This is a genomic window from Propionicimonas sp. (assembly GCF_049840635.1).
Classification (GTDB): Bacteria; Actinomycetota; Actinomycetes; order Propionibacteriales; family Propionibacteriaceae; genus Propionicimonas.
This window is the reverse complement of the sequence record NZ_JASGKL010000004.1, coordinates 478,182-500,950: the sequence shown is the minus strand read 5'-3', so window position 1 is coordinate 500,950 and position 22,769 is coordinate 478,182. Positions and strand designations below refer to the sequence as shown.

Annotated in this window: 21 protein-coding genes; 9 read left to right on the top strand and 12 right to left on the bottom strand. The window is 69.7% G+C overall.

Going from position 1 to position 22,769, the window contains the following annotated elements; genetic code table 11:
* The first annotated feature begins 11 nt into the window (after positions 1-11).
* Complete coding sequence (locus QM779_RS02540) at positions 12-275, top strand: hypothetical protein (RefSeq protein WP_428531132.1); 264 nt, start codon at positions 12-14, stop codon at positions 273-275.
* Here the strand turns inward: QM779_RS02540 and QM779_RS02535 are convergent, their stop codons facing one another.
* The gene (locus QM779_RS02535; RefSeq protein WP_428531129.1) at positions 276-935 is read right to left on the bottom strand and encodes a response regulator transcription factor; all 660 of its coding nucleotides are present in this window, start codon (positions 933-935) and stop codon (positions 276-278) included.
* Positions 932-2,344, bottom strand: coding sequence for a sensor histidine kinase (locus tag QM779_RS02530; RefSeq protein ID WP_428531126.1), 1,413 nt, complete (start codon positions 2,342-2,344; stop codon positions 932-934). The genes QM779_RS02535 and QM779_RS02530 overlap by 4 nt, the downstream gene beginning before the upstream one ends.
* A gap of 138 nt (positions 2,345-2,482) precedes the next feature.
* On the opposite strand from QM779_RS02530, the gene QM779_RS02525 reads away from it, so the two are divergent.
* On the top strand, positions 2,483-3,028 hold the full coding sequence (locus tag QM779_RS02525) for a calcium-binding protein (protein WP_428531123.1): 546 nt from the start codon (positions 2,483-2,485) through the stop codon (positions 3,026-3,028).
* A 32-nt stretch (positions 3,029-3,060) separates the two neighbouring features.
* On the opposite strand, the gene dusB is transcribed toward QM779_RS02525, so the two are convergent.
* Entirely contained in the window at positions 3,061-4,206 is a 1,146-nt protein-coding gene (gene dusB, locus QM779_RS02520) for a tRNA dihydrouridine synthase DusB (RefSeq protein ID WP_428531120.1), read from the bottom strand.
* 165 nt (positions 4,207-4,371) lie between these two features.
* Here dusB and QM779_RS02515 point away from each other — a divergent pair, with 165 nt between their 5' ends.
* Positions 4,372-4,947 carry a protein-L-isoaspartate O-methyltransferase family protein gene (locus QM779_RS02515; protein ID WP_428531117.1) on the top strand — a complete coding sequence of 192 codons (576 nt, stop codon included), beginning with the start codon at positions 4,372-4,374 and terminating at the stop codon, positions 4,945-4,947.
* A gap of 22 nt (positions 4,948-4,969) precedes the next feature.
* On the opposite strand, the gene QM779_RS02510 is transcribed toward QM779_RS02515, so the two are convergent.
* From QM779_RS02510 to QM779_RS02485, 6 genes are all read right to left on the bottom strand, one after another.
* Positions 4,970-6,352, bottom strand: a complete 1,383-nt coding sequence (locus tag QM779_RS02510; protein ID WP_428531114.1) for a glycine--tRNA ligase — start codon at positions 6,350-6,352, stop codon at positions 4,970-4,972.
* 43 nt (positions 6,353-6,395) lie between these two features.
* Positions 6,396-6,707, bottom strand: a complete 312-nt coding sequence (locus QM779_RS02505) for an antibiotic biosynthesis monooxygenase family protein (RefSeq protein WP_428531111.1) — start codon at positions 6,705-6,707, stop codon at positions 6,396-6,398.
* A 77-nt stretch (positions 6,708-6,784) separates the two neighbouring features.
* Entirely contained in the window at positions 6,785-7,978 is a 1,194-nt protein-coding gene (mmsB, locus tag QM779_RS02500) for a multiple monosaccharide ABC transporter permease (RefSeq protein ID WP_428531108.1), read from the bottom strand.
* Positions 7,975-9,597 (bottom strand): multiple monosaccharide ABC transporter ATP-binding protein, encoded by a 1,623-nt coding sequence (mmsA, locus tag QM779_RS02495; RefSeq protein ID WP_428531105.1) that lies wholly within the window; start codon positions 9,595-9,597, stop codon positions 7,975-7,977. Before mmsA ends, mmsB begins: the two co-directional genes overlap by 4 nt.
* Positions 9,598-9,672: 75 nt before the next feature.
* Positions 9,673-10,818, bottom strand: a complete 1,146-nt coding sequence (chvE, locus tag QM779_RS02490; RefSeq protein WP_428531102.1) for a multiple monosaccharide ABC transporter substrate-binding protein — start codon at positions 10,816-10,818, stop codon at positions 9,673-9,675.
* Positions 10,819-11,366: 548 nt separating this feature from the next.
* Positions 11,367-13,538 (bottom strand): NEW3 domain-containing protein, encoded by a 2,172-nt coding sequence (locus tag QM779_RS02485; RefSeq protein ID WP_428531099.1) that lies wholly within the window; start codon positions 13,536-13,538, stop codon positions 11,367-11,369.
* Positions 13,539-13,977: 439 nt separating this feature from the next.
* Here QM779_RS02485 and QM779_RS02480 point away from each other — a divergent pair, with 439 nt between their 5' ends.
* Complete coding sequence (locus QM779_RS02480) at positions 13,978-14,772, top strand: DeoR/GlpR family DNA-binding transcription regulator (protein ID WP_428531096.1); 795 nt, start codon at positions 13,978-13,980, stop codon at positions 14,770-14,772.
* A gap of 65 nt (positions 14,773-14,837) precedes the next feature.
* Here QM779_RS02480 and araA read toward each other — a convergent pair whose 3' ends face one another.
* From araA to recO, 3 genes are all read right to left on the bottom strand, one after another.
* Positions 14,838-16,331 carry an L-arabinose isomerase gene (araA, locus tag QM779_RS02475; protein WP_428531093.1) on the bottom strand — a complete coding sequence of 498 codons (1,494 nt, stop codon included), beginning with the start codon at positions 16,329-16,331 and terminating at the stop codon, positions 14,838-14,840.
* The gene (locus QM779_RS02470) at positions 16,328-17,017 is read right to left on the bottom strand and encodes an L-ribulose-5-phosphate 4-epimerase (RefSeq protein ID WP_428531090.1); all 690 of its coding nucleotides are present in this window, start codon (positions 17,015-17,017) and stop codon (positions 16,328-16,330) included. Before QM779_RS02470 ends, araA begins: the two co-directional genes overlap by 4 nt.
* A gap of 185 nt (positions 17,018-17,202) precedes the next feature.
* Positions 17,203-17,958: a DNA repair protein RecO gene (gene recO / locus QM779_RS02465; protein ID WP_428531087.1), complete on the bottom strand. Its 756-nt coding sequence runs from the start codon at positions 17,956-17,958 to the stop codon at positions 17,203-17,205.
* A 152-nt stretch (positions 17,959-18,110) separates the two neighbouring features.
* On the opposite strand from recO, the gene QM779_RS02460 reads away from it, so the two are divergent.
* From QM779_RS02460 to QM779_RS02440, 5 genes are all read left to right on the top strand, one after another.
* Entirely contained in the window at positions 18,111-19,706 is a 1,596-nt protein-coding gene (locus QM779_RS02460) for a xylulokinase (protein WP_428531084.1), read from the top strand.
* A gap of 90 nt (positions 19,707-19,796) precedes the next feature.
* Entirely contained in the window at positions 19,797-19,961 is a 165-nt protein-coding gene (locus tag QM779_RS02455) for a hypothetical protein (RefSeq protein WP_428531081.1), read from the top strand.
* A 233-nt stretch (positions 19,962-20,194) separates the two neighbouring features.
* The gene (locus tag QM779_RS02450; protein ID WP_428531079.1) at positions 20,195-20,818 is read left to right on the top strand and encodes an SIMPL domain-containing protein; all 624 of its coding nucleotides are present in this window, start codon (positions 20,195-20,197) and stop codon (positions 20,816-20,818) included.
* A 33-nt stretch (positions 20,819-20,851) separates the two neighbouring features.
* Positions 20,852-21,766, top strand: a complete 915-nt coding sequence (locus tag QM779_RS02445; RefSeq protein ID WP_428531076.1) for an aldo/keto reductase — start codon at positions 20,852-20,854, stop codon at positions 21,764-21,766.
* A gap of 20 nt (positions 21,767-21,786) precedes the next feature.
* Positions 21,787-22,575: an isoprenyl transferase gene (locus QM779_RS02440; RefSeq protein ID WP_428531073.1), complete on the top strand. Its 789-nt coding sequence runs from the start codon at positions 21,787-21,789 to the stop codon at positions 22,573-22,575.
* Positions 22,576-22,769 lie beyond the last annotated feature (194 nt).

Sequence of the window (22,769 nt, the reverse complement as noted above, 5' to 3'; positions counted from 1 at the left end):
AGGAGGTGGTCGTGAAGGGGAACTCCACCGCGTGGGTGGTCACCGGCGCGATCGGTCTGGCGACGGTCGCCATCGGCACCGTGGCGGCCCAGGGCAGTGGCCAGGCCGACCCGCAGCCCCGACCCGCGATCACCGTGCCCGCCACCAGGGACGCGGACGCCACGATCTCCCCGAGGCCCTCGGCCACCACCACGACCGCCACCGCTCCGCCGTCCACGACCGCCCCGACGGCGCCGTCGCCGGTGTCGCCCCCCTCGGCCGAGACCCCCGGCTGATCAGGCCAACCGGTACCCCATCCCGCGGACCGTCTCGAAGTAGTCCGCTCCCAGCTTGCGCCGCAGGTAGCGGACGTAGACGTCCACCACGTTCGACCCCGGGTCGAAGTCGTAGCCCCAGGCCCCCGACAGCAACTGTTCCCTGCTGAGCACCTGCCCCGGGTTGCGCAGGAACACCTCGGCGAGGGTGAACTCGCGTCCGGTCAGGTCGACCGAGCGGCCACCCACGTTCGCCCGCCGCGTGCGCAGGTCGAGCGACAGGTCGCGGTGGGTCAGGACACCGGCAGGGTCGCCGGCAGGCTCGGGCCGCAGGCGCAGGTGGATCCGGGCGAGCAGTTCCTCGAAGGCGAAGGGCTTGGGCACGTAGTCGTCCGCGCCGGACTGCAGACCCGCCACCCGGTCGGCGACCGACGACCGGGCGGTGAGCATGATCACCGGCACCGTGACCCCCTGGCCACGCAGCCTGGCGAGCACCTCGAAGCCGTCGATGTCGGGCAGTCCCACGTCCAGCAGGACGAGGTCGACCGGTTCGCTCACCGCCAGCTGCACCCCGGCCTCACCCGACGGTTCGACCAGCGTGGTGAAGCCGGCCGCACGCAGGCCCTTGGCGATGAAGGACGCGATCCGTGGCTCGTCCTCGATGATCAGTACCTGGCTCATGGCTGCCCCTCCCGTCTCAGCGGCAGCACGATGCTGATCGTGCTGCCGGCGCCCGGCTCCGACTCGATGTCGAGCCGCCCGGCATGACCGGCCGCGATCGCGCTCACGATGGCCAGGCCGAGGCCTGAGCCGTCCGCGCCCGTGCCCCGCTCGAACCGCCCGGTGATCCGCTCCCGGTCCGCCGGGTCGATGCCGACCCCGTGGTCACGGACCCACAGCCACAGTTCGCCGTCCCGGACGGCACTGCCCAGGCCGACCCGGGACCCCTCCGCCGAGTACCGGACGGCGTTCGCCGCGAGCTGCAGCCAGGCCTGGGCCACCCGCTGCGGGTCCATCAGCGCGTCGACGTCCGCGAGGTCGTCGAGCGTCCAGCGTCGCCGGCCGAGGCCCGCAGCCTTCGCGAGGGTCTCGTCGGTGAGTCGGGCCACGTCGGTGAGCTCGCGCTGCAGGAGTTCGGGACGCTGCGCCTTCGCGAGCGTGAGCAGGTCGTCGACCAGGCGGCCCATCCGGTCGGCCTCGTCCAGGAGCAGGGCCTTTGTCGCCACGACGTCGCGGGGGTCTTCCGGATCGAGCAACTCGAGGTGACCGCGGATGATCGTGAGCGGCGTGCGCAGCTCGTGGCCCACGTCGTCGAGCAGTTCGCGCTGGGCGCCCACGGCCCCCTCCAGCCGGTCGAGCATCCCGTTCACGGTGGTGCCCAGCGCCGACAGGTCGTCGGAGCCGCGCACCTCGATGCGGTCCGACGCGTCGGTCGCGGTGATCCGTTCCGCGGTGCGCCGCATCCGCGCGATCGGTTCGAGCAACCGCCCGACCAGCAGCCAGATCAGGAGCCCGACCAGCACCAGCGAGCCCAGCGCGACCAGCCCGTAGCTGCGCCACACGTCGGCGAGCAGGCTCTCCTCCGCTGCGAAGTCGACGGCGTGGACGAGCGCACCGCTGGAGCCGGAGACGGCGAAGGTGACCGGCACCACCAGGTAGCGGTAGTCGCGCTGGTCGGTCTCGACGCGTCCCTGGCTGGTCGTCGCCGCACGGGCGAGGGGCAGGACGTGGGCCACGAACGCCGCATCCTCGTCGGGCCGGAACACCACTCCGGACTGGGCCGTCCAGCGGACGCGTCCGTCGACGACGCCGAACACCCCCTCGTTCGGCGCCAACACGGAGCGCTGGACGGCGACCCGCACCAGCGGTTCCGCGCTCGCGAACGGTTGGCCGGTCGCCGGGTCGATCCCGTCGAGCGCCAGGTTCTCGAACTCCTCGGCGACCCGCTGCAGCTCGGCGGCCACGCGCTGCTCGGTGACCGCGTGGCCGCGGTTCGCCACGATCAGCCCGGACGTGGCCAGGGCCAGGCCGGTGAGGGCGACCACAGCGGCGATGACGCGGGTGCGGATGCTCCAGGCCGGACGGCTCATCCCCTCAGTCTGCCGGGTCCGGCCGACGTGCGGGAGCTGCGGCCCTCCCGATGAGGGAAGTCTCATCGAGGGCTCACCGACGCCTCACGCACGACTGGTCTGCTGACGCCATCACCAATCCCCGTCAGGAGGAACGACATGACCAGCTTCACTCGCACCACGATCACCGCCCTCGCCACCATCGGCGCCGGCGCCGTCCTCGCACTCGTCCCCGCAGGCACCGCCCAGGCGGCCACCTACACCTGCCACGGCCTGGCCGCGACGATCGTGGGCACGAACGGGCACGACGACATCGAGGGCACCCCGGGGCGGGACGTGATCGTCGCGCTGGGCGGGAACGACGAGATCGACGGCAACGGCGGCAACGACGTGATCTGCGCGGGCGCCGGCCACGACGAGGTCGACGGCGGCTCCGGCAACGACTGGATCTCCGGGGGATCGGGCAGGGACCGGCTCGAGGGCGGCACCGGCGCTGACACCCTCTACGGCGGCAGCAACAACGACCACCTCGAGGGCGAGTCCGGCGCGGACCGGCTGTACGGCCAGTCCGGGCACGACCTGCTCGAGGGCGGGACGGGGTCCGACCGGCTCAGCGGCGGCACCGGGAGCGACATCCTGCGCCAGCGCCACGCGTCCGACCGGGTGGAGGACCGCTGGGAGAACCGGCACGGCTACGACGACTGAGCGTCGCTGCCGGCCGCGGTCGCCGGGACGGGCTAGCCCCCGGACGCGTCCGACTCGGCGGCGGCGATGTCCTCCTCGCCGAGTTCGGTGGAGTCGAGCCAGCCGTACGGAAGGACCACGCGATCGCGCGGCGTGCCCTGGCGACCCCGCGGTGCCCCGAGTTCCCCGGAGGGGAAGGGCACCGCGGGGTCGAGCGGGGCGAGGGCCGCGTCGAGTTCTTCGAACGTCGAGACCATCGCCAGGGACCGCCGCAGGTCCCCGCCGACCGGGAAGCCCTTGAAGTACCAGGCCATGTGCTTGCGGAGGTCGGTCAGGCCGTGCCTCTCGCCGTACAGGCCGGCCAGCAGCTCCGCGTGCCTGCGCACCATCGCGGCCACCTCACCCAGCGTCGGCAGGGTGCGGGTCGTCCTGCCCTCGAAGGCGTCGGCCAGGTCGCGGAACAGCCACGGACGCCCCAGGCAGCCCCGGCCCACGACCACGCCCGCGCACCCGGTCTGTTCGACCATGCGGACGGCGTCGGCGGCCTCCCAGATGTCGCCGTTGCCGAGGACCGGGATGGCGACGGCGTCCACCAGGGTGGCGATCGTCTCCCAGGCCGCCTCTCCGGAGTACGCCTGCTGCACGGTCCGGGCGTGCAGAGCGATGGCCGCGCACCCGGCGTCCTGCGCGATCCGGCCCGCGTCCAGGTAGGTCAGGTGGTCGACGTCGATGCCGAGCCGCGTCTTGATGGTCACGGGGACGCCGTACGGGTCCGCGGCCGCCACGGTGGCACGAAGGATCGCGGCGAGCCGGTCACGCTTCCAGGGCAGGACGCCGCCGCCGCCGCGTCGGGTGACCTTCGGGACGGGGCAGCCGAAGTTCAGGTCGACGTGCGCCACCCCGAACTCCTCGCACAGGATCTTCGTCGCCTTCGCGATCACCTGCGGGTCGACCCCGTACAGCTGGACGGACCGCACGGTCTCGCCCGGATCGAACCGCAGCATGTCGAACGTCTTCGGGATTCGCTCGACGATCCCGCGGGACGTGATCATTTCACAGACATACAGACCCGCACCCTGCTCGCGGCAGAGTTGGCGGTAGGCGGCGTTCGTGATGCCGGCCATGGGCGCGAGCACGACCGGGACCGGCACCTCCACGGTGCCCCCCGACGGCGCCACCAGGCGCAACTGCTCAGCCATCCTCACTCCTTGTCGCGATCCGGCCACTCCTGCCGCACCACCCGTCCCCCACGTCCCGTCCTGACCGTCGAACGGCGGAATCACGTCACGATGTTCGGCCCGCCAGCCTACCGACCCTTGCCTAGGGCCCTTGCGCCAACGCGGTCCCCCGGTGTGCTCTGGACCATGAGCACCGACCACAGCCGCGTGATCGCAGCGATGGCGGCCATCCCGCGGGCCCGCTTCCTGCCCGATTCCGTCCGCGACCGGGCGGCGCTCGACGAGCCGCTGCCGATCGGCCACGGCGCCACCAACTCCCAGCCGTGGACGGTCCAGTTCATGCTCGAGTTGCTCCGCGTCCCCGAGGGCGCCACGGTGCTGGACGTGGGCAGCGGGTCCGGCTGGACGACCGCGCTGCTCGCCCACCTCGTCGGTGCCGGAGGGAGCGTGCGCGGCGTGGAGGTCGTGCCGGAGCTGGTCGCGATGGGGACGGAGAGCCTCTCCGCGTTCCACCTGCCGTGGGCCGAGATCGTCGCCGCCGACCCCGACCGCGTCGGTGCGCCGGACCACGGCCCGTTCGACCGCATCCTCGTCTCCGCGGACGCCGGCGGCGTCCCCGAGGCGCTGGAGACCCAGCTCGCGGCGGGTGGACGCATGGTGCTGCCCGCCGCCGGCGTGATGTGGGTGGTGGACCGCGACCACGAGGGCTGGCACCGCGAACCCGTCACCGGCTACCGCTTCGCCTTCGTCCCCCTGGTGTAGCCGCGGACGCCGCGCGCGCCCCTCAGCAGCCGATCAGGCGGGACGCGAGGTAGCCCTGCACCTGGTCGAGCGCGACCCGCTCCTGCGTCATCGTGTCCCGCTCGCGGATCGTCACCGCGTCGTCGGTCAGCGTGTCGAAGTCGACGGTCACGCAGAACGGCGTGCCGATCTCGTCCTGACGGCGGTAGCGGCGTCCGATCGACTGGGCGTCGTCGAACTCGATGTTCCACGCCCTGCGCAGCTGCGCGGCGAGGTCACGCGCCTTCGGCGAGAGGTCGGTGTTGCGGGACAGCGGCAGCACGGCGACCTTCACCGGCGACAGCCGCGGGTCGAGCTTCAGCGAGACCCGGGTCTCGGTGCCGCCCTTGGCCGTGGGCACCTCCTCCTCGGTGAAGGCCTCGACGAGGAACGCCATCAGCGAGCGGGTGAGGCCGGCCGCCGGCTCGATCACGTACGGCAGGTAGCGCTCGCCGCTGGCCTGCTCGAAGTAGCTCAGGTCCGTCCCGGAGTGCTCGGAGTGCGTCCCGAGGTCGAAATCGGTGCGGTTGGCGATGCCCTCCAGCTCGCCCCAGCCGTCGCCGCCGGTGAAGCCGAAGTTGTACTCGATGTCGACGGTCCGCTTGGAGTAGTGCGACAGCTTCTCCTTGGGGTGCTCGTAGTGCCGCAGGTTGTCCCGGCTGATGCCCAGGTCGGTGTACCAGTCCGTCCGGGCGTCGATCCAGTGCTGGTGCCACTCCTCGTCGGTGCCCGGCTTGACGAAGAACTCCATCTCCATCTGCTCGAACTCTCGCGTCCGGAAGATGAAGTTGCCCGGCGTGATCTCGTTGCGGAAGCTCTTGCCGACCTGGCCGATGCCGAACGGCACCTTCATCCGGCTCGTGCCCTCGACGTTCTTGAAGTTGATGAAGATGCCCTGTGCGGTCTCCGGACGCAGGTAGTGCAGCCCGGACTCGTCCTCGATCACGCCGAGGTAGGTCTTCAGCATCATGTTGAAGTCGCGCGGGGTGGTGAACTGGCCGAGGGTGCCGCACTCGGGGCAGTTGATCTCCTCCAGGCCGGACGGGGCGCGTCCCTTCTTGAACGCGAACGCGTCCTCCAGCTGGTCGGCGCGGAACCGCTTGTGGCAGTTCAGGCACTCGGTCAGCGGGTCGGAGAAGACCCCGACGTGACCGGACGCGACCCATACCTGCCGCGGCAGGATGATCGAGGAGTCCAGGCCCACCACGTCGTCGCGACCCTGCACCACCGAGCGCCACCACTGCCGCTTGATGTTCTCCTTCAGCTCGACGCCGAAGGGGCCGTAGTCCCAGGCAGCCCTCGTGCCTCCGTAGATCTCGCCACAGGGGTACACGAACCCCCGCCGCTTGGTCAGGCTGATCACGTTCTCCAGGCGGCTGGCCACCATGCACTCCTTGTCGTTGCGACGTGCTGCCTGGCTGGCAGCCCGGCTAGCCTACCGTCCCGCGGGGACGGTTCTCGCCGACCGCCGACGGCTCCGCGTAGGCCCCCGGCTCGTCGATCGCGAGGCTCATCAGCGGCATCAGGACAAGCTTGGCCTCGGTCCCGTTGAACGCCCTCCGGTACGACCCGACGTCGGCCCAGTTGCTCACCAGCGCCCACAGCTCCGGCTCGTCGAGGTTCTGCACGAGCCGCGCGTCCACACAGCCCGGGGACGCGGCGAACCGCTCGACGACCAGCTGCGCCAGGCCGACGAACCCGGACGCGTCCCCCGGCACCCGGAACCTGCTGATCGCGATCACCGGCCCAGCCTAACCACCCGGGGAGGACACAGCCGTGCGCCCACCCGGGAGGCCGGGTGGGCGCACGGGACGATCGATCAGGCGGCCGTCTCCGAGCGACGACGGTTCCACAGGTCGAACGCGACGGCGAGCAGGAGGACCAGGCCCCTGGCCACCTTCTGGGTCGGCTGCGGCCAGCCCATCAGCTGCATGATGTTGCTCATCACGGCCATGATCATGCCGCCGATCATCGCGCCGCCGATCCGTCCGATACCGCCCGTGGTGGACGCGCCGCCGATGAAGCAGGCGGCGATCGCGTCCAGCTCGACACCGTCACCGGCGTTGGGCTGCGCGGCGTTCATGCGGGACGAGTACACGATGCCGGCGACGGCCGCCAGCAGGCCCATGTTCACGAACACCCAGAAGTTGATCCGCCGCACCCGGACGCCGGACAGCTTGGCCGCGTTGAGGTTGCCGCCGATGGCGAACACGTGGCGTCCGAACACGGTCTTCTGGCTGACCAGCGTGTAGATGATGATCAGGATGACCAGCAGCACCAGCACGTTCGGCAGGCCACGGCTGGTGGCGAGCTGGTAGCCGAACCACATCAGCACGGCGAAGATGACCACCTGCTTGCCGATGAACAGCGGCAGGCCGTCGACCTGCTGCTTGTAGCGGAGCCGGCCCTGCCGGGTGCGCCACTGCAGGTAGACGAAGGCCAGCCCGCCCAGCGCGAACACCAGCATCGTGAAGTTGTCCACGCCGTACCCGCCGAGCAGGCCGTTCTGGAAGCCGTTCGCGATGTCGTAGTAGGCGCCGCCGAACGGCGACAGCGAGATGCTGTTCAGGACCAGGTAGGTCAGGCCGCGGAACAGCAGCATGCCGCCGAGCGTGACGATGAAGCCCGGGATGCCGACGAAGGCCACCCAGAAGCCCTGCCACGCGCCCACCAGCAGGCCGACGCCGAGGGCTGCGAGGACGCCCACCCACCACGGCATGCCGTTCTTGATCACCAGGACGGCCGACACGGCGCCGGTCAGCGCGACGACGGAGCCGACCGACAGGTCGATCTGCGCCGCGACGATGACCAGCAGCATGCCCATCGCCAGGATCAGGATGTAGGAGTACTGCAGCACCAGGTTGGTGATGTTGCCGCCGCTGAGGAAGTTCGGGTTCAGCACCGCCGCCACGCCGAAGACGACGATGAAGGCGATCAGGATGCCGTTCTGGCGCAGGTTCCTCTTCAGAACCTCGCCGACCCCGGCAGTCTCGGCCACAGAGGTGGCAGTCATCGTTGAAGTCCCTTCGTCTCGTCCGTGAAGTCGGTGGTGGAGTCCGCGACGCGCGCGGCGTAGCTGGAGAAGCTGGTGACCGGGATCGGCTGGTCGCGCTCCAGCGTCATGAGCGACATCAGCCGCTCCTGGGAGGCCTCGCCGACCGGCAGCTCACCGGTGATGCGCCCGTAGGCGAGGGTGTAGATGCGGTCGCAGATGCCGAGCAGTTCGGGCAGCTCGGAGGAGATGACCACGACGGCCTTCCCCGCTGCGACCATGCGGTTGATGATCGTGTAGATCTCGTACTTGGCGCCGACGTCGATGCCACGGGTCGGCTCGTCGAGGATCAGGACCTCCGGGTCGGTGTAGAGCCACTTGCTCAGCACGACCTTCTGCTGGTTGCCGCCGGACAGCTTGCCGACCTGCGCCATCACCGTCGGGGTCTTGATGTTCAGGTTCCTGCGGTACTCCTCCGCGACCTGGAGTTCCTCGTTGCCGTTCACCCAGCCGCCCTTGGCCAGTTTGAACAGCCCCGCGGAGGAGATGTTCTCCCTGATGTCGGCGATCAGGTTGAGGCCGTAGCGCTTGCGGTCCTCGGTGCAGTAGGCGATCTTGTGCTGGATCGCGTCCGACACCGTCGGTGCCCCGATGACCTGGCCGTGCATCCTGATCTCGCCGCTGATGTCGCGACCGTAGGAGTGGCCGAACAGGCTCATCGCCAGCTCGGTGCGCCCGGCGCCCATCAGCCCCGCGATGCCGACGACCTCGCCGGCCCGGACGCTGAAGGACGCGTGGTCGATGATCAGCCGCCCGGTCTGCGTCGGGTGGTAGACCGTCCAGTCCTTCACCTCGAGGACGGGGTCGCCGATCTCCGGCGTCCGCTCGGGGAACCGGTGCTCGAGGTCGCGACCCACCATGCCGCGGATGATCCGCTCCTGGGTGGAGGCCGGGTCGGACATGTCGATCGTCTCGATCGTGCGACCGTCCCGGATGATCGTGGTGTTGTCGGCGATCTCGGCGATCTCGTTCAGCTTGTGGGAGATCATGATCGACGTGATGCCCTGCTCCTTGAGCTGACGGATCAGCCCCAGCAGGTGCTCGGAGTCGGTGTCGTTCAGGGCGGCGGTGGGCTCGTCGAGGATCAGCAGCCGGACGTCCTTGGCCAGCGCCTTCGCGATCTCGATCAGCTGCTGCTTGCCGACGCCCAGCTGGGAGACCGGTGTGGTCGGGTTCTCGTGCAGGCCGACCCGGTTCATCAGTTCGGTGGCCCGGGCGTTGGCGGCATTCCAGTCGATCAACCCCGCGAAGCCCTTCACCTCGTTGCCGAGGAAGAGGTTCTCCGCCACCGAGAGGTACGGCACGAGGGCCAGCTCCTGGTGGATGATCACGATGCCCCTGGCCTCGGAGTCGTTGATCGATCCGAAGCTCATCTCCTCGCCGTCGAGGATGATCTCGCCCGTGTACGTGCCGTGGGGGTACACCCCCGAAAGGACCTTCATCAGGGTCGACTTGCCGGCCCCGTTCTCTCCACAGATCGCGTGGATCTCCCCTTGTTCCACCGTCAGCGTCACGTCCTTCAGGGCGAGGACGCCGGGGAACTCCTTGGTGATCGACCGCATCTGGAGGATTTCGCTCATTTCACTTCCTCAGACAGACAGTTGCCCGGGGTGGGCCCAGTCGAACTGGGCCCACCCCGGTTGGTCAGGACTCGATCACTTGGCGACGCCGGACTTGACCTCGTCCTCGGTCCAGTAGCCGGAGTCGATCAGCATGGCCTGGATCGTGTCGGCGTAGACCGTGTCGACCTCGAGCAGGAAGGACGGGACGACCTTCTTGCCGTTGTCGTAGTCCGTGGTGTTGTTCGGGGTCGGGGTCTTGCCACTCAGGAAGTCCTGGGCGGCGGTGACGGCCTGCGCGGCCAGCTTGCGGGTGTCCTTGAAGATGGTGGACTGCTGGACGCCGTCGGCGATCAGCTTGACCGAGGCGATCTCGGCGTCCTGACCGGTGACGACCGGCAGGCCTTCCTTGATCGACGGGCCCATGCCCACACCCTGGAGGGCGGTGATGATGCCGCGAGAGATGCCGTCGTACGGGGACAGGACGCCCTTGAGGCCGGTGCCCTTGCCGCCGTAGGTGGAGGTCAGCAGGTCCTCCATGCGCTTCTGGGCGGTCTCCTGCAGCCAGCGCAGCGTGGCCGCCTGCTCGATGGTGTCCTGGCCGGAGCCCACGACGAGGGTGCCGTCGGTGATGTAGGGCTTCAGGGTGTCGATGGCGCCGTTCCAGAAGAAGTGGGCGTTGTTGTCGTCCAGCGAGCCGGCGAACAGCTCGATCTTCTGGCCCTTGGTCGCGGTGCCGGTGGCCTTGCCGTCACGGTCGGTCACGCCGAGGCCGTACAGCAGGGCGGTGGCCTGCGCCACGCCGACCTTGTAGTTGTCGAACGACACGTAGAAGTCGACGTTCTCGCTGTCGCGGATCAGGCGGTCGTACGCGATGACCTTGATCCCCTTGGACGCCGCGGTCTCCAGCTGGCTGGTGAGCGCGGTGCCGTCGATGGCCGCGATGATCAGCAGCTTGGCGCCGGCGGTGATCATGGCGTCGATCTGCTGGGTCTGGGTCGGGATGTCGTCGTTGGCGTACTGGAGGTCGACCTTGTAGCCGGCCTTCTCCAGGCCCTCCTTGACCGCGTTGCCGTCGGCGATCCAACGCTCCGAGGTCTGCGTCGGCATGGCCACGCCCACCAGTGTGTCGCCGGCTGCCGCGCTGCCGCCGGCGCTGGCGGACGTGGCTGCGCCACCCCCGGCACCGGTGCCGCCACAGGCGGCCAGCATGAGTGCGGTGGCGATACTGACGATCGCCATTCCAATCTTCCGCATTTCTTGTGCGCTCCTTCTCGTCCTTGAGTACCGACCTGAATGGTCGTTCCGGCAGCCTTTGCCGGGAAGTGTGCGTGCCGTCATGTTTTCATCCCGCAGCCACCGCGTCAACGCGGCCACGGCGTGCGGAAGGTCACAGTTTCACAACGATGTGACCGCAAACACCACGGCGGATGTTACCGGAAACATCACGGCGTCGCAGACGCTGTCCGCGAGCCGTGCGCGACACCGGGAGCATCCGTCGAGGGCGACGAACAGGGGCTGGCTTCGTCGAACGGGGCCAGCGTCTGCCCAGGCGCAGGGCCGGCCGACCACCGGCGTCGCGTCCTCGGCTGCGCCGGCGCCGACCGCACGCCGAATTCACCCCTTGAAATACATTCTCGAGAGCTGCCGAAAACCTTCGGCAACCGGCATTCCTGCATTCTTCGGATGGCAGGGGCGCCGCGGAAATCGTGCGTTCCGGCCTACCCTGTGGGCGGTGCCGGCCGGACGGGGGTCCGGCCGGCACCCTCAGCGTCCCTGGGGCGGGACGGTCAACTCACGACCAGGCCGCTCACCTCCGCCGTGGTCGCTGCCGCACCCGATCCGGAGGTGTGGAAGACACCGGCGTCCATCGTGGTCGCGGCCGCCGCGTCGGCAACGGTCACCGACCCGTCATCACCGCCGATCCGGGTGAAGGTCGCGCCCGCGTCGGTGGAGTAGTAGCCGATGAAGGTCGTGCCACTGCGCTCCAGCTTCAGCGTCACCGGAAGGGTCACGCTGATCCCGCCGCCACCGGGACCGCCGGGGCCGGGGCCCTGGCTCACCGGGTAGCTCGCGGTGTACTCGGTGCCCGCCTCGGTGCTGTAGACCATCGACACGCTGCTCTGGCCGTTCACGTAGAGGGCCACGCCCACCACGCCTCCGTCCATGTCGTTGCGCACCATCAGGCCGGTCCGGTCCGCAGAACCGGTGCCACCGACCGTGGTGACCGTGGCCTGGATCGTGTCATCCGCGTCCACCGACTTCTTCCGGTAGACCGCACCGTACTCATCGGACGCTGCGGTCGTGCCGGTGAAGCTGCTCGTGGCCGGCCCGACGCCCGATCCTGCGGCCAGGATCTGGATGGTCGAGCCGAGCTGGCCGGCCACCGCATCATCACTGGACGTGGTGTCGGCCACGCGGAACGTGCTGGTCACCGGCTTGTAGCTGGAGACGTCCAGCGCCGAGGACCCGGTGTAGGTGATCCCTCCGTACCGGAAGGACGACGCGGCGGTGAACGTTCCGGAGCTGATCGGCGTGGACGCCTTGGGCGCCTTCACGACGAAGGTGGTCGTGGACTTCGAGCCCTTCGTGATCGTCGTCCTGCCCGCGTTCCGGTTCACCAGCTTCCAGCCATCGGGCCGGGTGAGCTTGACCGAGGCCGAGGTGAGCTTCGAGTCGCTGTTGTTCTTCAGCGTCACGGAGACCTTCGTCGTGCCACCGGCCTTCACCGACTCCGAGGACGCCTTGATCGACAGCGTGGTCGAGGGCCGCACCTGGGAGGTGGCCGACACCCGGTAGACCACCGTCTGGTGACCGGAGACGTACGCGCTGATGTTCTTCGTGGTTGCGGTGGCCTCCTTCGACCACAGGTCGGTCAGCTTGTAGTTCTTGCTGCTGGCCGCGCCCACCGCGGTCGTGGTCGTGGAGATCGTGCGTGCCTTCGACCCGGAGTTGAACAACGCGACGGCCACGTCACCGTTCGACAGCGGCTTGGCGAGGACGTACAACCCGTTGTCCTGGCTGATCACGGTGGCCTGCTTGCCGAGGGTGTCCTGGTCGACCGCGATGACATCGGTGTTCAGGAAGATGTCCATCGTGGCCTCGTCGGCCTCGCGCAGGTCGGTACCGATCAGCAGCGGTGCGGCCATCATCGACCAGAGGCTGAAGTGTGTGCGGTACTCCTCGTCGGTCATGCCCCCGTTGCCGACCTGCAGCATGTCAGGGTCGTTCCAGGCGCCGGGACCGGCGTACTCGGCGAGTGCGGCGTTGTCCTTGAAGATGCCCAGCATGCTGGAGTAGGTGTCGGAGATGTCGAAGGTGGTCCGCCACAGGTTGCCCTGCTCCCCTGCCCAGGTCCACGGCTCGTAGTTGCCCCACTCGCAGATGCTGTAGAGCAGCGACTTCCCGGTCTCCTCCTTGACCTGGGCGATGGCGTCCGCCATCACCTGGTAGCGCGCCATGTAGGACTCCTGGGTCTCCTCGTACCCGTCCTTGGTGCCGCAGTTGTCGTACTTCAGGTAGTCGACGCCCCACTCCACGAACGTCCGGGCGTCGGTGAGTTCGTGGCCGAGGGAGCCGGGCTGGACCCGCTGGCAGGTGGTGTCGCCCGCGCTGGAGTAGATGCCGAGCTTCAGGCCGTGCGCATGGGCGTAGTCGGCCACGTAGGCGATCCCGTCGGGGAAGTCCTCGGCGCTGGGCACGAGCTTGCCGTCGGCGTCTCGGGTCGACTCCGCCCAGCAGTCGTCGATGTTGATGTACTCGTAGCCCGCGTCCCGCAGGCCGGTGGAGACGAACAGGTCGATCGTGTCGATGACGTCCTGTTCGTTGATGTCGCACCCGAAGGAGTTCCAGTCGTTCCAGCCCATCGGAGGGGTGAGTGCGAGGCCGTTGTCGAGGGCGGCGGCCGTTGGCGCCGTGGCCAACGACAGCGCAGGCAGCCCGAGGGCGAGGCTTGCGCCCACCGCCAGGACCGTCAATTTACGTAGCATGAAAGAGTGACTCCTCTCTGAGTCGAACACCAGCTGCGAACAGGAACCAAACGCAATCGCACATTTGCGACGCGCTCACTTTCGATCCCCACGGAGGCGGTGTCAACCGCTTTTCGGCAACTTGTGGGCAACTTGTCGGGACCATGAGAGTCGCCTGTGTGGCGCCTGTGCCGAGCCGCCCTTGCTCGCAGTTCAGGCCTAGGATGGACTCATACCACCTAGTGAACGTCACATTGGGGAGCTCGGCCGTTCCGACGGAGATCGATTCGCGATCACACCTCCCCACCCGGGTCGACAGGCGCGGTCGAAGCCGCCCCACGACGTGCGGACGGACCCGCGCGAGACGAAGATTCCGAACGAAAACACTCATCAACTGGTGATTATTACGGGTGAATCTGGCATGATCGCTCACGTGAGCAGAGACAGTCTCCTCCTGGCTGCGGATCGGCAGCAGTCGATCCTGGCGCTCGTCGCCGAACGCGGCTGGGTCCGGGTCAGCGACCTGACCCGCACGTTCCAGGTGTCCGACATGACCGTGCGACGTGACCTCGTCGAACTTGACCGCCAGGGCCTGGTCTCCCGCGTGCACGGCGGCGCGAGGGCCCGCAGGAACGACAGCAGGCACGAGCCCGGCTTCGACGCCAAGCGCGGCGAGATGGAGGCGGCCAAGCAGACGATCGCGCAGGTCGCGGCAACGCTCGTCACCCACGGCCAGACGATCGGGCTCTCGGCCGGCACGACCACGGCCACGCTCGCCCGGTACCTGCTGGACGTGGAGGACCTCACGGTGATCACGAACTCCATCCCGGTCGCCCAGGTGTTCCGCGAGAGCCCTCGCCCCGACCGGACAGTGCTGCTCACCGGTGGGCAACGGACGCCGTCCGACGCCCTGGTCGGCGAGCTGGCCGTCCGTTCCCTCACCGGCCTCAACCTCGACGTCGTCTTCCTCGGCGTGCACGGGATCGAGGAGCGGGTCGGGTTCACCTGCCCGAACCTCCTTGAGGCCGACACGAACCGCTACCTCATCGATGCCGCGCAGCACCTCGTGGTGGTCGCCGACCACACCAAATGGGGAGTGGTGGGCCTCGTCTCGATGGCTCCGCTCAGCCGTGCGGACACGATCGTGATGGACCACGGGGCCAGCGCCGAGATCCGCGCGACCCTCGAGTCGGCGATCTCCGAGGTCCTGATCGCCGACCCCGCCTGAGCCGCACGGACACAGCGAACCCCGGACCGCTCGCGCGGTCCGGGGTTCGACGGTGGGGGGCCGGCCTAGAAGCCCATCGCCAGGCGGTGGTAGGCGTTGGTCCAGCGCAGTTCCTTGATGAACTGGTTGGTCGTCGTGCCCTCGCCGATCAGGGCGAGCTCGACGCCGAGCATCTCGGACAGGTCGGTCAGGTGCTCGGAGGTGAGCGCGGTCGACAGCACGGTGTGGTGCGGCCCGCCCGCGCTCAGCCAGCACTCCGTCGACGTGGTGAAGTCCGGCTTCGCCTTCCACACCGCCCGTGCGACCGGGAGCTTCGGCATGTCGGCCAGCGGCGCGACCACCTCGATCTCGTTCGCCACCATGCGGAACCGGTCGCCCAGGTCGCACAGGCCGAGCGTGACGCCCTCGCCCGGAGCCGCGTCGAACACCATCCGGACCGGGTCCTCGCGGTCCCCGATGCCCAGCGGGTGGATCTCGATCCGCGGCTTGCCGAGCGCGATGGACGGGCTGACCTCGAGCATGTGCGCGCCGAGGCTCAGCTCGTTGCCGGGCTCCAGGTGGTAGGTGTAGTCCTCCATGAAGGAGGTGCCGCCGGGCAGCCCCGCGGCCATCACGCCCAGCGTCCTGCCCAGGACGGCGGTCTTCCAGTCGCCCTCGCCGGCGAAGCCGATGCCCTCCGCCTCGAGGCGCTGGACGCCCAGGCCGGGCAACTGGCGCAGCCCGCCGAGGTCCTCGAAGTTCGTGGTGAACGCCCCGTAGCCGCCGTCCACGACGAAGGTACGCAGGGCGGCCTCGATCCGGGCGCCGTAGCGCAGCGAATCATGCCGGTCGGCGCCCGGGTGCAGTTCGGGAGCCACGTCGTAGAGGTCGAGGTACTCCTCGACCAGCGCGTCGATCCGGCTCTCGGCGACCGCGTCCACCACCGCGACCATGTCGTTCACACCCCAGGTGTTCACCGACACGCCGAACCGGCGCTCGGCCTCGACCTTGTCGCCCTCGGTGACCGCGACGTTGCGCATGTTGTCGCCGAAGCGGACCAGCTTCAGCGTCCGCACCTCGGCACGCGCCAGCGCCGCACGCGCCCACACCCCGACCCTGGCCACCACGCGGGGGTCGGAGACGTGGCCGGAGACGGTCTTGCGCGGGACGCCGAGCCGGGTGGCGATGAACGCGAACTCGCGGTCGCCGTGCGCGGCCTGGTTGAGGTTCATGAAGTCCATGTCGATGGTCGCCCACGGCAGGTCCACGTTCACCTGGGTGTGCAGGTGCAGGAACGGCTTGGCCAGCGCGTCCATGCCGCCGATCCACATCTTCGCCGGGCTGAAGGTGTGCATCCATGCGATCACACCGACGCAGTCGTCGTCGGCGTTCGCGTCCAGCATCACGCGGCGGATCGCGGACGCGTCCGTCAGTACCGGCTTCGCGACGACCTCGACGGGGATCTGCTCGGACGCGGCGAGCGCGTCGGAGATCTGCGCGGACTGGTCCCGCACCTGCAGCAGCACGTCCTCGCCGTACAGGCCCTGGCTGCCGGTCAGGAACCAGATCTGCTTGCTCATTGGGCACTCCCTTGTCCGTAGATGTTCTGGTAACGGTCGAAAAGCCTGTCGATGTCGGCCTGCGGGATCGGCACCGGTTCGCCGAGTTGCCGGGCCAGGTGGACGGTGCGCGCGACGTCCTCGACCATCACGGCGGCCTTCACCGCCGCCCTGGCGCTGGCCCCGATCGTGAACGGGCCGTGGTTGGCCATCAGCACCGCCGGAGACCTGCTCGAGCGCAGGGTCTCGACGATGCCTCGGCCGATCGAGTCGTCACCGATCAGGGCGAACGGGCCCACCGGGATCTCCCCGCCGAACTCGTCGCCGATCATGGTCAGAACGCACGGGATCGGCTCACGCCGGGCCGCCCACGCCGTCGCGTAGTCGGAGTGGGTGTGCACGACCCCGCCGACCTCGGGCATGTGCGCGTACACGTACGCGTGCGCCGCGGTGTCGGAGGACGGGTTGCGCTCCCCCTCGACGAGGTTCGCCTCGAAGTCACAGACCACCATCGCCTCCGGGGTGAGGTCGTCGTACGACACGCCGGACGGCTTGATCACCAGCAGGTCGGCGCCCGGCACCCTGGCCGACACGTTGCCCGCCGTCCAGACCACCAGGTTGTTGCGCGGCAGCTCCGCGTGGAGCGCCGCGACCTCGGCCTTCAGCTCGTCGACGACCTGCCGGAGTTCCGCCGGCACGCCGGTCATCGTCCGCCGCCTGCGCGGGGGACGCCGGGTAGAGCCGGTCGCGATGTGGTTCGCACGGGATCCGTCACCTCACTGTGAGTCCGGGGTTTCGCGGCCTCGGTGCCGCCGACCTCCCTGATGTTACCGGTATCACAGCACCTCCGACAGCCCCGTGGCAAGTGCAGAGGGGTCGCGCAGCGTGTCGTTCAATCAGGGACGCGGGTGCGCTCGACGTGCCCCAGCGAGCGCAGTCCGCGCTCCAGGTGCCAGCCGATGAACGCGGCCACCAGGCCACTGCCCTGCCGGACGGTGACGTCGCCGACCCCCTGCGTGCCCTGCCAGTCCCCGGTGAGCAGGGCGGCGAGGTAGGCGACGGTTGCGGGAGCGGGGTGCGCGGAGCCCGGCGGCCGGCAGCGCCGGCACACCATCCCGCCGAGCTGGGGCGAGAACGCCTCGTGCGGACCCTCCGCACCGCAGCGCGCGCAGTCGGTGAGCGTCGGGGCGTACCCGGCGAGCGCGACCGAGCGCAAGAGGTAGGCGTCCATCACCATCGCGGGTGGCCGGGGCCCGTCCGTCGTGCCCGCGGTCAGCGCGTGCAGCGCCCCGACGAGCAACTGGAACTGCTGCAGGGCCGGCTCGCGCTCCTCCGTGACCAGCCGGTCGGCGGTCTCGATCATGACCTGCCCGGTCGTGTAGCGCTCGTAGTCGTGCGCGAGCGGCTCGGAGTACGCGTGGAGCGTGACGGCCTGGGTGATCACGTCGAGCGTGCGACCCGTCGCGAACTGGAGGTCGACGTGGCTGAACGGCTCCAGGCGGGCGCCGAACTTCGACGACGTCCGCCGCACGCCCTTGGCGACGGCCCGGACCTTTCCGTTCCGACGCGAGAGCATGGTGATGATCCGGTCGGCCTCGCCCAACTTGTGGGTCCGGAGCACGACCGCCTCGTCACGGTAGGTCGGCACGCGACCATTCTCCCCCCGCTCGGCACGGGAGCCGGACAGGACGACGCGGCGAGCCGTTGTTAGCGCACACACTCGCCTGCCATGATGGCCGTGGACCGGTCACGGGACGCGCTGGACGTCGCCGCGCTGACCGCTCGAGGAAGGGATCAACGATGATCGAGGACATCCGCGCCGCCATTGCGGAAGGACGCACGGCGCTGGGCATCGAATTCGGCTCGACGAGGATCAAGGCCGTCCTCACCGGCCCGGACAACCAGCCGCTCGCCACCGGCGGCCACGACTGGGAGAACCAGTTCGTCGCCCGGGTGTGGACGTACTCGCTGGACGCCGTGTGGACGGGCCTGAGGGACGCGTTCCGCTCGCTGGCCGACGACGTCCGCGCGCGGTACGGCGTCGAACTGCGCACCGTCGGAGCGATGGGCGTCTCGGCGATGATGCACGGCTACCTCGCCTTCGACGCGAACGACCAGTTACTGGTGCCGTTCCGCACCTGGCGCAACACGATCACCGGGCCGGCGAGCGAGCAGCTCAGCGCGGTCCTCGGCCACAACATCCCGCAGCGCTGGTCGATCGCGCACCTGTACCAGGCGATCCTCAACGGCGAGGAGCACGTGGCGCGGATCGCCACGATCAACACGCTGGCCGGCTACGTGCACCACCAGCTCACCGGCGAGCGCGTGCTCGGCGTCGGCGACGCGTCCGGCATGTTCCCCATCGACACCACGACCGGCGGCTACAACGCCGCCATGGTCACCCGGTTCGACGAGCTGGTCGCTGAGGCGGGCTTCGCCTGCAACCTCGCCGACATCCTTCCTTCCGTGCGCGCGGCCGGGCAGCCCGCCGGAGCGCTGAGCGCGGCCGGGGCCGCGCTTCTCGACCCGTCCGGCACCCTGCAGCCGGGGATCCCGTTCTGCCCGCCGGAGGGCGACGCCGGTACCGGGATGGTCGCCACCAACTCGGTGGCGCCTCGCACGGGCAACGTGAGCGCGGGCACGTCGATCTTCGCCATGGTGGTGCTCGAGCACGAGCTGACCCGGATGCACCCGGAACTCGACCTGGTCACCACCCCGTCGGGCGACCTGGTGGCGATGGTGCACTGCAACAACGGGGCGAGCGAGCTGAACGCGTGGGCCGCTCTGTTCGGGGAGTTCGCTGGACGGATCGGCGCCACCGCCGACACCGGGACCGTCTTCGAGACGCTGTTCCGTGCCTCCCTCGAGGGCGACCCGGACGCGGGCGGCCTGCTCGCGTACAACTACCTCTCCGGTGAGCACATCACCGGGCTGGAGGAGGGCCGGCCGCTGTTCGTTCGGACGCCGGACTCCCACCTCACGCTCGCGAACTTCATGCGCGCGCAGCTGTTCGCGGCGCTGGCGAGCCTGCGGATCGGCATGAACATCCTGCTCAGGGAGGAGTCCGTCGGGCTGGACGCACTGTTCGCCCACGGCGGCCTGTTCCGGACGCGGGGCGTCGCCCAGCGCTACCTCGCGGCTGCGGTCGACGCGCCGGTCTCGGTCGGCGACATCGCCGCGGAGGGGGGCGCCTGGGGTATCGCACTGCTCGCCGCCTACGCCAGGGACCGCGCGGAGGGCCAGTCGCTCGCCGACTACCTGACCACCACGGTCTTCGCCGGTGCCGCGATCGAGACGGTCGAGCCCGACCCGTCCGACGTCGCCGGCTTCGAGGCGTACGTCGAGCGGTTCGCCGCAGGCCTGGTCGTCGAGCGGGCCGCGGTCGAGAACACCTGACCTCCCGGCCATACTGCGGCGTGCTCCGGATCCGGGGGCCACGCCCAGACGGTTCAGAGCAGTGACAAGAAGGGTGACCGGCTGAACGCGATGCGCCTGTTCCTCAGCCTGTTCGACGACAAGGGCAAGGACGGGGCGATCGTTGGCGAGACCGACCCGCTGCTGGTCTCGCGCGGCAGGGAGGCCGTCGGGGACCGAGCGCGACCGCGAGGTTTCCCGGGTTATCGGGACGTCTCCGACCATCGCCCCGGCTGACCGCGAGGTTGCCCGGCTTATCCGCCCGGCCGGCCGCCCCATATGCCGGGCAACCTCGCTGTCTCGGGCTGGCGGTCGGCATCCTCGCCGGATAACCCGTGAAACCTCGCTGTCAGCGAACGGCGTCCCCAAGGAGAGGGAGCCGCCCAGCTTTCGTGCCGCTCCACTGTGGCGGCTCTGGGTTCAGGGCCGTAGTGGGTGGCTTCGTACCCTCCTGATCTAGGCTCGCTGCCATGGGAACCCTTCGCATCACCGTCGACCACACCGTTCGGATCTCGGCGCGCTCCGCCCGCGTCCACGCCACGGTCACCGGCTCGGCGACGCTGACCTCCGGCGTGGCCGGGCGGAAGGCTGCGCTCGTCCGTGAACTGGTGGCCGACCTGGCCGCGCACGGCGTGCCCGAGGATGCCGTGGAGGTCACCGGTGTGCGCCTGTCCACGAGCGACGGCCGACTGCTGCGCAGCCAGAGCGTGGAGTTCGGCCTGGTCGTCGACGTCGCCACCGACCTGCTCCCCGACGTGCTGGGCGTGCTGGCCGACCGCCAGGGCCTGGCCGTGGACCGGGTCGAGTGGGTCTACGACGAGTTCGAGGCCAGTGTCGGAGTGACCGCCACGGCCATGACGATGGCCAGGCGCAAGGCGGACGCCGTCGCTGCCGCCGCCGGACTCGAGGTGACCGGGATCCTGGAGGCGTCGGACTCGTGGAGCATGCCCGCGCGGATGGACCGGGCGTTCCCCGCCCCGATGATGGCCGCGTCGGCGCGCGGAGCGTCCGCGCCCCTCGACCTCGGCATCGAACTGAACGCCACGAGCGAGCTCTGCGTGCATCTGAGCGTGGACTTCGCGTTGTCACCCTAGGCTGAGGCCATGCACCGGATCTCAACGTTGAGAGTGTCTCCGCTCTGCCTCGGCGGGAACGTGTTCGGCTGGACGGCCGACGCGGCCACGTCCGAGGCCGTCCTCGACGCGTTCGTCGACGCGGGCGGGAACTTCGTCGACACCGCGGACGCGTACTCGACCTGGGTGCCGGGCCACCGGGGAGGCGAGTCCGAGAGCGTGATCGGCGGCTGGCTGCGGCACCGCGGCAACCGGGACAAGGTGGTGGTGGCCACGAAGGTCGCCAAGCACCCCGTCCACCGTGGCCTGCGTCCGGCCAACATCCGGATCTGCTTGGACGGCTCGCGGCGGCGGCTCGGCGTCGAGACGATCGACCTGTACTACGCGCACGAGGACGACCCCCACGTGCCGACCGCGGAGTGGCTGGGCGCGTTCGACCAGCTGATCCACAGCGGGGCGGTCCGGCACTACGGGTTGTCCAACTTCACCACCGAGCGGGTCGCCGAGGTGATGGACGTCGCCACGAAGGAGGGCCTCGCGCTGCCGGTCGCCGTCCAGCCGCAGTACAACCTGGTCCACCGGGCGGAGGTGGAGACCTCCGGACTGGCCGCGCTGTGCGCGCAGCACCACCTCGCGCTCGTCCCGTACTACGGACTGGCCGCGGGCTTCCTCACCGGCAAGTATGGGCGCGGCGAGCAGATCCATGGTGCCCGTGCCGGACGGGTGCGCTCCTATGCGACCGACGCCGGCTTCGACGTGGTGGACGCGGTCGTGGCCGTCGCCGACGAACTCGGGGTCGAGCCGGCGACGGTCGCCCTGGCGTGGGTCGGCCACCAGCCGGGGGTCGCGGCGCCGATCGCGTCCGCGAGTTCGGCCGAGCAGGTCGGCCCGATCATGGCGGCCGCGGAGCTCAAGCTGACCAGGGCGCAGCACAACCGCCTGAACAAGGTGTCGCTCCCCTTCACCTGACCGGGCCGTAGAGTTCTGGCGTGGCCCAGCGCAAGCAGTTCCGTCCGCCCGTCCCGCACGCCTCGGGCGCCCGGCCGCCGGTGATCGACCCGAAGCTGCTCCCCCGCCACGTCGCGATCGTGATGGATGGGAACGGGCGCTGGGCGAAGGCCCGGAACCTGCCCCGCACCGAGGGCCACGCCCGCGGCGAGGACGCGCTGTTCGACGTGATCGAGGGCGCGATCGAGATCGGGGTGCGGTACCTGTCGGCCTACGCGTTCTCCACCGAGAACTGGCGCCGCTCCCCCGACGAGGTGCGCTGGCTGATGGGCTTCAACCGCGACGTCATCCACCGCCGCAGGGACCAGCTGGACGCCATGGGCGTCCGGATCCGGTGGGCGGGCCGGACGCCGAAGCTGTGGCGCAGCGTGATCAGGGAACTGCAGGAGGCGGAGGTGCAGAGCGAGGGCAACGATGTCCTCACTCTGCAGTTCTGCGTGAACTACGGCGGGAGGGCCGAGATCGTGGACGCGGCCCGCGCGGTCGCCGAGGCAGCCGTCCGCGGCGAGCTCGACCCGTCCCGGCTCACCGAGGAACGGTTCCGCCGCTTCCTCGACGAACCCGAGATCCCCGACGTCGACCTGTTCGTGCGCTCGTCTGGCGAGCAGCGCACGTCGAACTTCCTGCTGTGGCAGTCCGCGTACGCGGAGATGGTCTTCCTGGACCGACTGTGGCCCGATTTCGACCGCCGCGACCTGTGGCGCGCGATCGAGCTGTACGCCCACCGCGACCGCCGCTACGGCGGCGCCGTCCCCAACCAACTCGGCTGAGCCTGCCCCACCCACTTGTCATCCCGGGCTCGACCCGGGATCCCTCCACAGACCACACCCACCCCGACCACGAGATCCCGGCCTGCGCACCCACCCCCCGTCATCCCGGGCTTGACCCGGGATCCCTCCACAGACCACACCCACCCCGACCACGAGACCCCGGCCTCCGCCGGGATGACAGAAGAGCGTGGCCC